11 protein-coding genes are annotated in these 13119 nt (G+C 42.9%); 4 read left to right on the top strand and 7 right to left on the bottom strand.

Annotated features, from left to right (window positions below):
- Window positions 1-84 precede the first annotated feature (84 nt).
- The gene (locus tag RCH62_RS02500; RefSeq protein ID WP_306474540.1) at window positions 85-2004 is read right to left on the bottom strand and encodes a sucrose-specific PTS transporter subunit IIBC; all 1920 of its coding nucleotides are present in this window, start codon (window positions 2002-2004) and stop codon (window positions 85-87) included.
- A gap of 380 nt (window positions 2005-2384) precedes the next feature.
- On the opposite strand from RCH62_RS02500, the gene RCH62_RS02495 reads away from it, so the two are divergent.
- On the top strand, window positions 2385-3839 hold the full coding sequence (locus RCH62_RS02495; protein WP_195612162.1) for a sucrose-6-phosphate hydrolase: 1455 nt from the start codon (window positions 2385-2387) through the stop codon (window positions 3837-3839).
- On the top strand, window positions 3820-4785 hold the full coding sequence (locus RCH62_RS02490) for a LacI family DNA-binding transcriptional regulator (protein WP_195612163.1): 966 nt from the start codon (window positions 3820-3822) through the stop codon (window positions 4783-4785). The genes RCH62_RS02495 and RCH62_RS02490 overlap by 20 nt, the downstream gene beginning before the upstream one ends.
- Window positions 4786-5033: 248 nt before the next feature.
- Here the strand turns inward: RCH62_RS02490 and nusB are convergent, their stop codons facing one another.
- From nusB to uvrA, 5 genes are all read right to left on the bottom strand, one after another.
- The gene (gene nusB, locus RCH62_RS02485; RefSeq protein WP_048716428.1) at window positions 5034-5462 is read right to left on the bottom strand and encodes a transcription antitermination factor NusB; all 429 of its coding nucleotides are present in this window, start codon (window positions 5460-5462) and stop codon (window positions 5034-5036) included.
- Window positions 5455-5844, bottom strand: a complete 390-nt coding sequence (locus tag RCH62_RS02480; protein ID WP_006595687.1) for an Asp23/Gls24 family envelope stress response protein — start codon at window positions 5842-5844, stop codon at window positions 5455-5457. Before RCH62_RS02480 ends, nusB begins: the two co-directional genes overlap by 8 nt.
- A gap of 39 nt (window positions 5845-5883) precedes the next feature.
- A complete protein-coding gene (gene efp, locus RCH62_RS02475; RefSeq protein ID WP_006595686.1) occupies window positions 5884-6444 on the bottom strand; it encodes an elongation factor P in 561 nt (186 codons plus the stop codon).
- Between the two features lie 85 nt (window positions 6445-6529).
- Entirely contained in the window at window positions 6530-7597 is a 1068-nt protein-coding gene (locus RCH62_RS02470; protein WP_195611124.1) for a Xaa-Pro peptidase family protein, read from the bottom strand.
- Window positions 7594-10419: an excinuclease ABC subunit UvrA gene (gene uvrA, locus RCH62_RS02465; protein ID WP_195347699.1), complete on the bottom strand. Its 2826-nt coding sequence runs from the start codon at window positions 10417-10419 to the stop codon at window positions 7594-7596. The genes RCH62_RS02470 and uvrA overlap by 4 nt, the downstream gene beginning before the upstream one ends.
- Window positions 10420-10540: 121 nt before the next feature.
- On the opposite strand from uvrA, the gene RCH62_RS02460 reads away from it, so the two are divergent.
- Both RCH62_RS02460 and RCH62_RS02455 read left to right on the top strand, forming a co-directional pair.
- Entirely contained in the window at window positions 10541-11485 is a 945-nt protein-coding gene (locus RCH62_RS02460; protein ID WP_006597173.1) for a magnesium transporter CorA family protein, read from the top strand.
- A 28-nt stretch (window positions 11486-11513) separates the two neighbouring features.
- Window positions 11514-12188, top strand: coding sequence for a DUF1129 domain-containing protein (locus RCH62_RS02455; protein WP_306474539.1), 675 nt, complete (start codon window positions 11514-11516; stop codon window positions 12186-12188).
- A gap of 34 nt (window positions 12189-12222) precedes the next feature.
- Here RCH62_RS02455 and RCH62_RS02450 read toward each other — a convergent pair whose 3' ends face one another.
- Window positions 12223-12744, bottom strand: coding sequence for a GNAT family N-acetyltransferase (locus RCH62_RS02450; protein ID WP_048716413.1), 522 nt, complete (start codon window positions 12742-12744; stop codon window positions 12223-12225).
- Window positions 12745-13119 lie beyond the last annotated feature (375 nt).

Here is a 13119-nt window from a genome sequence, read left to right as displayed (position 1 = left end):
CTTTTTTATTCCAAACCTCATCTCCAAACAAAATTCAAGGACTGGAGGATACCCTAACCAGTCCTTGAGCAATCATGTATTCGATTATGCTTTTACTTGAATAATAGCATCGCCTTTAGCAACTGCACCAGTAGCTACTGGAGTTACTGAAGTATAGTCGGCTGTGTTTGTGACGATGACCATTGTTGTATCATCAAGACCAGCTGCTGCAATTTTAGCAGAATCAAATGTTCCAAGAACATCGCCAGCTTTGACCTTGTCACCTTGCGCAACCTTTTGATCAAATCCTTCACCGTTCATTGAAACTGTATCAATCCCAACGTGGATCAAAACTTCAGCACCGTTGGCTGTCTTCAAACCGAAGGCATGACCTGTTGCAAAAGCAATGGTTACTTCTGCATCTGCAGGAGCATAAACGACACCTTCAGATGGCTTCACTGCAATCCCTTGCCCCATCGCACCGCTTGAGAAGACAGGGTCATTCACATTTTCTAAAGCAACCGCTTGGCCAACGATTGGAGAGATAATCGTTTCATCTTGAAGAGTTTCTGGAACAGTTCCAGTTGTTTCTTCTTCAATAATTGCACCAGCTTCTTTGTCCTCTGCAGGAACAGATGAAGCTTCATCTTCATAACCAAACATATATGTCAAACCGAAACTTAGTGCAGTTGTAAATACAACCATAAATACATATTTCAATAATTGACCATTTAGATAGAGAAGTGTTCCTGGAATAATTGTAATACCAAATCCTGTACCAGCAAGGTTTAACATAGATGCAATCCAACCACCTACAGCACCTGCTCCCAAAGCAATAACGAATGGTTTTACATAACGCAAGTTCACACCAAAGATTGCGGGCTCAGTAATACCTAATAAGGCAGAAATAGTTGCAGGAAATGCTAAAGCTTTCACTTTTTGAGATTTTGATTTCACTGCCACAGCTAATGTCGCACCAGCTTGTGCAGTCATAGCAGCTGTAATAATTGCATTAAATGGATCTTTTTTATCCGAAGTAATTAATTGCGATTCAAGAAGATTAAAAATATGATGGACACCAGTAACGACAATCAACTGATGAATCCCACCGATAAGAAGACCTGCAAGGCCGAATGGTAGATTTAAAATAAACTTAGTTGCATTCAGTACATGTTCCTCGATACTGTGGAAGAATGGTCCAATAATAAACAAGGCGAGAAATGACATGATTGTTAATGTAAATAATGGAACCAATAACAAATCTAGGACATCTGGAATTTTCTTATGGAGCCATTTTTCAAGTTTCGCACCAATTAGACCAACGAAGAAAGCGGGAAGAACTGAGTTCTGGAATCCAACCACATGATGGAAGATACCAAAGTATGTTGCTGCTTTAGAAGGATCTTCCGCTACAACCCACGCATTTGGAAGTGTCGGACTAACCATCATCAAACCAATTACAATCCCAAGAACAGGATTTCCTCCAAACACTCGGAACGCAGACCATGAAATCAAGGCTGGGAAGAAGGCAAACGCAGTATCTGTCAAAATTGTTGAATAGGTATAGAAATCTGTAGATTTAAATGCGTCTGCTGTAGTACCAAACAAAGCCAATACTTGGTCTTGAGCAATAGCACCACGAATTCCCATAAACAAACCAGTTGCAACGATTGCTGGCAAAATTGGGACAAAAACATCTCCGAAGGTACGGATTGCGCGTTGGAACCAATTTCCTTGTTTCGCTGCTTCAGCTTTCATTTCATCTTTTGAAGAAGTTGGCAAGCCTAGAGCTACTACTTCATCGTAGATCTTATTTACAGTACCAGTACCAAAGATGATTTGGTATTGACCTGAGTTAAAGAAAGCTCCCTGTACTTTTTCAATGTTCTCAACAACATCTTTGTTGATTTTTGATTCATCTTTGACCATCACGCGAAGACGAGTCGCACAGTGAGCAACACTGCTAACGTTCTCAACTCCACCGATTGCATCGACGACTTTTTTTGCAATTTCTGTATTTGACATTTGCAAAAATCTCCTTATTTTTTATTGTTTTGAAAACGGTTCACCCGTCTCTACGCATTTAATTGTACCATGTATCAAGAATATGTCAACCGTTTTGCAGAAAGTTTTTGATGTTTATTTGCGATTTTTGAATGTTTGAAAGAAGCTCTTTTTATTTTCATTTAGCTAAACACCCTTCCGCTATGTACTATAGCTATTATCCAGTTTTTGGATTTTCAAAAACTTTCATTCTTTCATTTGTTTTCATAAACTATATTTAGCCTTCGCTCCGATATTTTATGATAAACGTTTGACATTTTTTCTCAATTCTTTGGTCAAAGTCTTGCTTTTTTTTATAGAAATCGGTACTATGGAAGTAAGAAAAATTTTGGAGGAGTCAAATGGAATGGACAACAGAACTTCGGTACAAACAGTATGAAGACTGGACCGAAGAAGAAAAGAAACAAATAAAAGAAAACATGGCTAATTCTCCTTGGCATACTCATTACCATGTCGAACCCAAAACTGGCCTTTTAAATGACCCGAATGGTTTCTCCTATTTTAATGGTAAATGGATTCTCTTTTACCAGAACTTTCCCTTTGGAGCCGCTCACGGATTGAAGTCTTGGGTACAACTGGAAAGTGATGATTTAGTTCATTTTAAAGAAACTGGTCTTAAGGTTTTACCAGACACACCTTTGGATAGCCATGGAGCCTATTCTGGTTCGGCTATGCAATTCGATGACAAACTTTTCTTATTCTATACAGGAAATGTACGAGACGAGAACTGGATCCGTCATCCCTACCAAATCGGAGCCCTCTTAGACCAGGCTGGAAACCTCGAAAAAATCGACCAAATCCTCATTGATCAACCAGAGGATGCCACCGATCATTTCCGCGACCCACAAATTTTTAAATTCAAAGATCAATACTATGCCATCGTCGGTGGTCAAGACCTTGAGAGAAAAGGGTTCGTTCGCCTTTACAAAGCGGTGAATAACGATTATACCAACTGGGTTGAAGTAGGCGATCTTGATTTCAACAATGATCGTACAGCTTATATGATGGAGTGTCCTAACTTGGTCTTCGTCGGCGAGCAACCTGTCCTTCTTTATTGCCCTCAAGGTTTGGACAAAGCAGTCCTCGACTACGACAATATCTATCCAAATATGTATAAGATTGGGGCTTCTTTTGATCCTGAACAAGCTCGTCTCGTTGACGTATCTGAATTGCGCAACTTGGACTACGGCTTCGAAGCCTATGCAACTCAAGGCTTCAACACTCCTGATGGAAGAGCCTTAACGGTTAGCTGGTTAGGTTTACCAGATGTCGCATACCCATCCGATCGCTATGACCACCAAGGAGCCTTCTCTTTGGTCAAAGAGCTAACTATTCAGGACGGTAAACTTTATCAATATCCGGTCGAAGCTGTAAAAGAGCTCCGCTCCACTTCTTCCGAGTTTACAAACAAGGAAACAACCAATAATTGCTACAAGTTAGAATTAGCCTTTGAAGCCAATAGCAAAAATGAGATTGTTCTCCTAGCCGATAAAGAAGGCAAAGGACTTTCTATTACTTTTGATATTGCAAATGGCCAAATCATTGTCGACCGTAGCCAAGCTGGCGAACAGTATGCCCAAGAGTTTGGAACTACTCGTACTTGCCCGATCGAAAACCAAGCTACAACTGCTACAATTTTCATCGATAACTCGATTTTTGAAATCTTTATCAACAAAGGAGAAAAGGTATTCTCTGGTCGCGTCTTCCCGCATGCTGATCAAACTGGTATCTTGATCAAATCCGGAACACCTACTGGAACATACTACGAACTAGACTATGGTCGCAAAGCTCACTGATGTCGCCAAATTAGCTGGCGTCAGCCCCACGACAGTTTCACGAGTCATTAACAAAAAGGGCTATTTATCTGAAAAAACTGTCTCAAAAGTTAAAGAGGCCATGAGAGAATTGGGCTACAAGCCGAATACGATCGCTCGGAGCCTACAAGGAAAATCAGCCAAGTTAATCGGCTTAATCTTCCCAAAAATCAGCCATGTCTTCTATGCAGAATTAATCGATAAACTGGAAGAAGAACTGTTTAAACATGGGTATAAAACCATTATTTGTAATAGCGAGCATGATTCGGAAAAAGAACGTGAATACATCGAAATGCTAGAAGCCAATCAAGTGGATGGTATTATTTCTGGTAGTCATAATCTAGGGATTGAAGATTACAACCGAGTCGCAGCTCCTATCATCGCCTTTGACAGGAACCTCTCCCCTGAGATCCCTGTCGTCTCGTCGGATAACTACGCTGGTGGCGTCCTTGCTGCGGAAACCCTTGCCAAGACAGGGGCAAAAAAGATTATCATGATTACAGGTAATGACAATTCTAACTCCCCAACCGGTCTTCGCCACGCAGGCTTTGCTTCAGTTCTGCCAGAAGCACAAATTATCAATGTTTCCAGTGATTATTCACCTATTCGCAAAGAAATGGAAATCAAGTCCATCTTGACCCAGCAGAAACCGGATGCTATCTTTGCGTCTGACGATCTAACGGCTATTTTGGTAATGAAAATCGCTGACGAACTCGGCATTGCTATTCCGGAGGACCTGAAGATCATTGGCTACGATGGGACCTACTTTATTGAAAATTATTTCCCCCGTCTCACCACCATCAAGCAACCCTTACAAGAGATTGCTCGTCTGACGGTCGACCTTCTTCTTCAAAAAATTGAAGGAAAAGACGTAAAAACAACAGGCTATTTTCTCCCTGTTAGTGTTTTACCCGGTAAAAGTGTTTAAAAGAGAGTGGGACAGAAATCGGTAATTCGTTAGAATTCGATTTCGTCGTCCCACCTCCGCACAGTTGAGTAGGGCTGTAAAAGCTGATAAAATCAGCGCAGTAGAGCCCACTCAACCACTGCGTCTTGTTAGACAATCCAAAGTCAATTAAGAGGCCGGACTTTTGTACCAGTCTTTTTCCTTATCATGATCAAGCAAAGCTCTATACACAAAAAGAAACCACCCTCGGAGGTGGTTTCTTTTCTATCTTATTCTGCTTCCGTTACGAATTGACTTAAGACACCATTCACAAACCGAGCAGATTTTTCATCTGAAAATGTTTTAGCTAATTCAATTGCTTCATTCACTGCAACCAGCTGAGGGGTATCAAAGGAAGTGATTTCGAACACACCCAAACGAAGAATGTTTTTCTCCACTAGAGTCAAACGTTCGACGGTCCATCCAGTTTTCAAGTGTTGGGCAATCTGTTGATCCAATTCATCCTTTGATTGACGAACACCAGATACCAAATTGAGTAAAAAAGCTGGAATTTCCACTTCCTGGTCAGTCTCCTCTTTGTCATGAGTAAAAGCAAATCGGCACGCTTCTACAACATCCCCTTCGTACTCTAAACTCATTAGAGCTTGAAAGGCACGCTCCCGTAGATCACGACGTGATTCAAATAAAATATCAGTCATTGAGGAAATCCTCATTAAACAAATCTTTCAAATCAGGTTTCGCTGCTTTTTCAGTCACGATCCCAACCACATGGATATTGACATCATCCAAGGTCACATCTGCCATATTGTAGACAGCTGTTTTTACTGCTTTTTGGATCGCAACAGCTACTTTAGGGACTGCTACACCATACTCTAGATAGAGGTAAATATCAACAGAGATTTGACCATCTTCTTGTGTACGAAGGTAAACCCCACGTCCAAGAGCACGTTTTGAAAGGCTATCCGATACACTCTTGTTTTCAAGAGAATGAACACCATCTACTTTTGCAGTCGCAATCGCAATAATTTTTTCTAGCACGCGAGGTGCAATGACGATTTCGCCGTATTGTTCAGTTGCCATAGAAGTTCCTTTCTATCAGACCTATTTTTTTAGAGCTGATTAGGCACGAGAAACGTAAGTTCCTTCAGCTGTATTGATAATCAATTTTTGTCCTGCTTCGATGAAGTCTGGAACGTTTACCACAAGACCTGTTTCCATTGTAGCTGGTTTACCAGAACCTGTAACTGTAGCACCTTTAATAGATGGTTGAGTTTCAGCAACTGTCAATTCAACAGTTGTAGGAACCGTCACCCCAATCACTTCGCTTCCGTAGAATTGAATTTTCACTTCTGAGTTTTCAAGGATGTAAAGCAATTCGTTCTCAACATTGACAACAGGAATTTCATATTGGTCATATGTTTCAGTATTCATGAAGTAAGCTGTGTCATCCATTTTATACAAGTATTGAGCTGGTACAGTTTCAATAATAGCTTGCTCAAATTTTTCTTCTGGACGGTAGCTTGTATCAAAAGTTGAACCAGTACGAACATCACGCAATTTCATACGCATGATCGTGTTTCCTTTACCTGGTTTGTGGTGGCTCGCTTCCAAAACGCGGATCAATTTTCCATCAGCTGTTTCAAAAGTCATACCAGCTTTCAACTTACTTGCTTCAATCATGTTTTCATACCTCTTTTTAAAAATATATTACTCTTTATTCTATCACAAATGCTCAGATTTCTCAAATCTATCTCTGCAAATTTCCTTAGATCACAATCAATTCTTTCGGTGCAAGGGTCAAGACTTCACAGCCACTTTCTGTAATCAAGAGATCATCTTCAATCCGGACACCTGATAGACCTTCAATGTAGATCCCTGGCTCATCTGTTAAGACCATTCCCGCCTTGATAACTTCTTTAGATGTTTGACTGAAATAAGGCTCTTCATGGATGTCCAAGCCAATACCATGTCCAATTCCATGAGTAAAGTACTGGCCGTATCCTGCCGCCTCGATAATGTCTCGAGGAATTTTATCAAACTCACGGAAACCTAGTCCAGCCTTGGCTTCAGAAATGAGAGCTTGGTTGGCTTTCAAGACCGTTTCGTAAATTTCTCTTTCCTTATCACTGACATGACCTGCATAAATGGTCCGGGTCATATCACTCACGTAATGGTTGTAAAGACAGCCAAAGTCCAAGGTCAAGGCATCCCCCGCAGAGATAATGCGATCACTAGGAGTCGCATGGGGCATAGCAGAGCGTTCTCCCGCAGCGGAGATGATATCAAAGGATACACCTGACGCTCCCAATTCCCGCATTCTGAAATCGAGGAAGGTCGCCGCTTCTAATTCTGTTGTTTGGCCAACCTTGATAAACTCCAGCACATCTAGGAAGGCTTGATCTGAAATACTGCAAGCCTTGCGGATGGTTGCTACTTCTGTCTCATCTTTAATCAAACGAAACTCCATTACAAAATCAGACAAGGCTCTTAGAGCGACTCCTGAGAAAGCGGTCGCTAGACGGGTATGGTAGGCAACTGTGATCTCATCCTCAAAGCCAAGTTCTTGGATCGCTGCGTCTTTGACAATTTTTGCTGCTTCTTCCAATTCATTGCGGGTTTCAACAATCTCAACAAAGGGGAAACAAGTCGCATGGGCATGAATGGTATAGCGCGAATCGGTGAAGAGGACCACGCGCTCTTCTGTCACCAAAACAGTCCCATTTGATCCCCAGAAACCTGTCAAATAGTAGACATTTTTCAAGTTGTTAATGAGGACAGCTTTTAGATCCTGTGCCTTCATTTTAGTTCGTAGATTTGTAATTCGTTGGTTCATTGTAATTTCCCTTTCAAATACTGTCCTGTAAAGCTAGCTGGGTTGCTGGCTACTTCTTCTGGTGTTCCTGTCGCAATAATGGTACCACCACCGACACCACCTTCTGGTCCTAAGTCGATGATATGGTCCGCTGTCTTAATGACATCTAAGTTGTGCTCAATAACCAAAACGGTATTGCCATCATCCACAAACCGTTCCAAAACCTTGAGCAAACGAGAGATATCCTCTGTATGAAGTCCTGTTGTCGGCTCATCCAAAATATAAAAAGACTTACCTGTCGAACGCTTATGAAGCTCAGAAGCCAACTTCATCCGCTGGGCTTCTCCTCCTGAAAGTGTCGTTGCCGGCTGTCCCAGGGTCACATAGCCCAAGCCGACATCCTTGATCGTCTGCAACTTGCGATTAATCTTTGGAATATGTTTAAAGAAATCCACTGCATCATTGACAGTCATGTCCAAAATCTGGGAGATGTTCTTTTCTTTATAGTGAACTTCTAGGGTTTCACTGTTGTAGCGTCGCCCATGGCAGACTTCACACGGTACATAGACGTCCGGTAGGAAATGCATCTCAATCTTAATGATGCCATCTCCCGAACAAGCCTCACACCGGCCCCCCTTGACGTTGAAACTAAAGCGGCCTTTTTTGTAGCCTCTAATCTTGGCTTCATTGGTTTGGGCAAAGAGATCGCGAATGTCGTCAAATACACCTGTATAGGTAGCTGGATTGGAGCGTGGAGTGCGGCCAATCGGACTTTGGTCGATATCAATCAGTCGATCAATGTGCTCGACACCTGAAATGGTTTTGTATTTCCCGGGTTTCTCTGAATTGCGGTTCAATTTTTGCGCCAGCGTTTTTTTCAAAATACTGTTGACCAAGGTGGACTTCCCTGAGCCAGAAACGCCAGTAACAGCAATGAATTTACCCAGCGGGAAACGCGCTGTCACCTCTTTTAAGTTATTTTCAGCAGCCCCTGTTAGCTCGATAAAGCGACCGTTACCTACCCGCCGTTCCGTTGGTACGGGGATAGCCCGTTTTCCAGAGAGGTACTGACCGGTGATGGATTTGCTATTGCGGGCTACCTGCTTAGGTGTTCCAGCCGCAACAATCTCGCCTCCAAAGACACCGGCTCCTGGACCGACGTCGATCAGGTAATCAGCCTCTCTCATCGTATCCTCATCGTGTTCGACAACGATCAAGGTATTGCCCAAATCACGCATCTTCTTGAGACTGGCAATCAAGCGGTCATTGTCCCGCTGATGAAGGCCAATCGAAGGCTCATCCAGGATATAGAGGACACCTGAGAGGTTGGATCCGATCTGGGTCGCCAAGCGAATCCGCTGACTTTCTCCCCCAGATAGAGTCCCGGCCGAGCGAGACAGGGTCAGATAGCTCAAGCCAACATTGTTCAAGAAGGTCAAACGATCCTTGACTTCTTTGAGAATCGGTCGAGCAATGGTCTCCTCATTCTTGGTTAATTTGAGATCAGCTACCACCTTAAGATGGTCCTCAATGGACAAGTCCGAGATTTGCCCAATATGTAGCCCCTTCTCTCCTCCTACTCGGACAGACAAGGCCTGGTCATTCAAGCGATACCCATGGCAGGTAGCACAAGTCAATTCATTCATGTAGGACAACATCTGATTGCGAGTAAAGTCGCTAGACGTTTCGTGGTAACGGCGATTAATATTGGTAACGACCCCTTCAAAAGGAATGTCAATATCGCGAACCCCACCAAATTCATTCTCATAATGGAAATGGAATTCCTTGCCCTCAGAACCATAGAAAACCAAGTGTCGCTCTTCTGGAGACAAGTCTTCAAATAGCTTGTCCATATCAATCCCAAACTGGATCATGGCCTGCTCCAACATCTGAGGATAGTAGTTAGAAGAAATCGGATTCCATGGTGCCAGAGCTCCTTCACGGAGAGTCTTGCTAGCATCTGGAACAACCAAATCCAAGTCAACCTCTAGCTTGATTCCTAGTCCATCACAATCTGGACAAGAGCCAAAGGGGGCATTAAATGAAAAGAGACGAGGTTCCAACTCAGGGACGGTAAAGCCACAAACCGGGCAAGCGTAGTGCTCTGAAAAGAGCAGTTCATTTTCATCCATGGTATCGATGACCACATAGCCATCTGCGATCCGAAGCGCCGCTTCGACCGAATCAAAGAGACGGGACCGAATGCCATCTTTGATGACAATCCGGTCTACGACAACCTCAATTGTGTGCTGTTGGCTTTTGGATAATTCTGGGACCTCTGTCACATCAAAGATTTCGCCATCCACACGCACCCGGACATAGCCGTCTTTTTGCACCTTTTCGATGATATTCTTATGCTGGCCTTTTTTCTTACGAACAATAGGCGCTAAGATTTGCAGGCGTTGGCGCTCCGGGAATTCCAAAACTTGGTCAACGATCTGCTCGACCGAAGAAGCCGTAATCGCTCCATGGCCATTGATACAGTAAGGAGTCCCCACACGAGCATAGAGAAGGCGTAAGTAATCGTTGATTTCTGTTGTCGTTCCAACCGTTGACCGCGGATTTTTGCTGGTTGTTTTTTGGTCAATGGAAATGGCTGGACTTAGGCCATCAATCGAGTCCACATCGGGTTTTTCCATATTTCCTAAAAACTGACGAGCATAGGCTGACAGGCTCTCTACATAACGTCTTTGTCCTTCTGCATAGAGAGTGTCAAAGGCTAAGCTCGATTTCCCAGAACCTGATAGACCAGTGACCACAACCAGCTTATCTCGAGGGATTTCAACATCAATATTTTTTAAATTATGAGCACGCGCTCCATGAATGACAATTTTATCGAGCATTTCTTCCACTTTTCATCAATTTATTTATCCTTCATTATATCAAATTTTTCAGCATTCTTTTATCCAAAAGCGTGCTTTTTCTGTTATAATGTTAAGGTGTAAAAAAACAAGGGGAGGCACCATGAAACAGGTCTTTTTATCGACAACGACTGAATTTAAAGAAATAGAGACACTGGAACCCGGTAGCTGGATCAACCTTGTCAACCCTTCTCAAAGTGAGTCGATGGAAATCGCTTCTGCTTTTAACATCGATATTGCCGACTTACGGGCACCGCTCGATGCGGAAGAAATGTCTCGTATGACCATCGAAGATGAGTATACCTTGATCATCGTAGACGTTCCCATCAAGGAAGAGCGGAACAATCAGACCTACTATGTCACCATCCCTTTGGGGATTATCCTAACAGAAGAGGCTATCATCACCACTTGCTTGGAAGAGTTACCTCTCCTAGACACCTTTATCAATCGTCGCTTGCGGAATTTCTATACCTTCATGCGATCCCGCTTCATCTTCCAGATCCTTTATCGCAATGCTGAGCTCTACTTGACCGCACTTCGTACCCTGGATCGTAAGAGTGAACAGATTGAAAGTCAACTGCACAAGTCGACTCGAAACGAAGAGCTGATTGAACTGATGGAATTAGAAAAGACCATCGTCTACTTCAAGGCCTCTCTGAAAACCAATGAGCGCGTGATCAAGAAATTGACCAGTGCCACTAGTAACATCAAGAAATACCTGGAAGACGAGGACTTGTTGGAAGATACCTTGATCGAAACTCAACAGGCCATTGAGATGGCAGATATTTATGGAAACATTCTCCACTCTATGACAGATACCTTCGCATCAATCATCTCCAACAACCAGAACAATATCATGAAAACCTTGGCCATGGTGACCATCGTCATGTCCATCCCAACCATGATCTTCTCGGCTTATGGCATGAACTTTAAGAACAATGATCTCCCCCTCAACGGAGAACCTAATGCTTTCTGGCTCATTATCTTTATTGCCTTTGCCATGACCGGATCGCTCGTTGTCTACCTCATCCATAAAAAATGGTTCTAACACCTACTAATAACACTAAGGAGTATTTATGTCTCAATTTGATTTGACCCAATTAAGTAAAAAAAATCAAGAATTCGTTCGCATCGCTAAACACCAATTGATTGAAAACGGCAAAACAGAAGAAGAGGCTACTAGCCTGATTGAAGAAATTCTTCCAGCTATCTTTGAAAACCAACCAAAAGGAGTAACAGCGCGAACTCTCTTTGGAGCGCCAACTGCTTGGGCCAATGCTTTTAGTGATAAAGAACGCTACGAAAAAGAGCATCCAAAAGAGAATGATGCTCCTCATCTCATGATCACAGATTCTTTCCTTCTTGTCTTTGGTCTCTTTGCTGCCATTTCAGCCTTCATGAACTTATTTGCTCCTCAGGGAACCACTTATGGACTCCTCACATTGACTCTTGGTAGCTTGACTGGTGGGGTTGTGCTCTATTTGATGTATTACTACTTCTACCAATACTACGAAGTTTCTAAACGTGGAATGAAACGGCCTGCTTTAACCAAGTCACTTCCTATCCTAATGTTGGCGATGATCCTTTGGGTTGTGATTCTCATGGTCACTGCTTTGCTCCCACAATTCCTCAATCCGCGTGTACCAAACTGGTTCATGCTCTTACTCGGTGGTGGTGCTCTTCTCCTCCGCTACTATTTGAAGAAAAAATACAATATCAAGAGCGCCAATACAGCACCTCAACGACGCTAAAAAGAAACGGATGAAGTTTTCATCCGTTTTTGTTTTACTGTATTTCCCTGTTCAATCTTTTTGAAAAATAGAGGACTAAGTCATCATTGTTTTCACAAGAACTGTAAGGGTCCAAGGGCTGATCCCTAAACCAAACTCCAGATCCATCTGGGATATAGTCCCGTTTGACATACAGTCTTTGAGCTGGGCCATAACCCGAGTGTAAACCAACCCCTAAAGTGACAATCTCTGATAGTAGCCGGACTCTTTTTTCCGCCTCTTCTAAGAGTTGATTCCCAATTCCTCGATTTCTAAATGGCTCAAAAACATTAAAATCAGATAGTTCAGGATAGACTCCCACGAAAGGGCCGTGCTTGGCAGCAGGCAATATAGTGATATAACCTGCCACAAATCCATCCGACTCAGCTACTAATATGTCTCTCTTTCCGTTCTCCTGATCCTGAAAATAGCTGGCCAAGATATCCTCTCTACCCGGCCACCCTTGGTGGATAAAGGCTTGAGAGATGTGCTCAATATCTGCCTTTATCATCCTCCTGATGATTACACCTTCCTTCATGTTGCGCTCCTTGATACCTTTCTCCCCCTCATTATAGCATAATTAGAGCTTGGGAAAGGGCAAAGAGCTTCACACGGACCTAACTCACTATCACATTTCTATGCTAGCAAAAAAAAATCCAAAAGGGTCTGAAAAAGAGGTCCACTGGACCTGAAAAAAAGACCCGTAAGGGTCTTAATTCGCTTTCTTGTTTTCAAGCTCATGAAAAAGAGGTCCACCCGGACCTCAACTCGCTATCCAATTTCCAGGCTCGTGAAAAAAAGACCCGTAAGGGTCTTACTCGCTCTCTTGTTTTCAAGCTCATGAAAAAGAGGTCCACTGGACCTCAACTCGCTATCCAATTTCCAGGCTCGTGAAAAAAAGACCCGTAAGGGT

The sequence above is a fragment of the Streptococcus sp. genome (genome assembly GCF_030825805.1).
GTDB lineage: Bacteria > Bacillota > Bacilli > Lactobacillales > Streptococcaceae > Streptococcus.
Note: the sequence above shows the minus strand (reverse complement) of the source record. Positions and strands in the feature narration are given on the sequence as shown.

Excerpts from the sequence above, each read along its gene's own strand:
- efp (WP_006595686.1), bottom strand. The coding sequence starts at position 6,444 with ATGATTGAAGCAAGTAAGTTGAAAGCTGGTATGACTTTTGAAACAGCT.
- uvrA (WP_195347699.1), bottom strand. The coding sequence starts at position 10,419 with ATGCTCGATAAAATTGTCATTCATGGAGCGCGTGCTCATAATTTAAAA.
- RCH62_RS02450 (WP_048716413.1), bottom strand. The coding sequence starts at position 12,744 with ATGAAGGAAGGTGTAATCATCAGGAGGATGATAAAGGCAGATATTGAG.
- RCH62_RS02495 (WP_195612162.1), top strand. The coding sequence starts at position 2,385 with ATGGAATGGACAACAGAACTTCGGTACAAACAGTATGAAGACTGGACC.
- RCH62_RS02490 (WP_195612163.1), top strand. The coding sequence starts at position 3,820 with ATGGTCGCAAAGCTCACTGATGTCGCCAAATTAGCTGGCGTCAGCCCC.
- RCH62_RS02455 (WP_306474539.1), top strand. The coding sequence starts at position 11,514 with ATGTCTCAATTTGATTTGACCCAATTAAGTAAAAAAAATCAAGAATTC.
- RCH62_RS02500 (WP_306474540.1), bottom strand. The coding sequence starts at position 2,004 with ATGTCAAATACAGAAATTGCAAAAAAAGTCGTCGATGCAATCGGTGGA.
- RCH62_RS02470 (WP_195611124.1), bottom strand. The coding sequence starts at position 7,597 with ATGAACCAACGAATTACAAATCTACGAACTAAAATGAAGGCACAGGAT.
- RCH62_RS02480 (WP_006595687.1), bottom strand. The coding sequence starts at position 5,844 with ATGGCAACTGAACAATACGGCGAAATCGTCATTGCACCTCGCGTGCTA.
- RCH62_RS02460 (WP_006597173.1), top strand. The coding sequence starts at position 10,541 with ATGAAACAGGTCTTTTTATCGACAACGACTGAATTTAAAGAAATAGAG.
- nusB (WP_048716428.1), bottom strand. The coding sequence starts at position 5,462 with ATGACTGATATTTTATTTGAATCACGTCGTGATCTACGGGAGCGTGCC.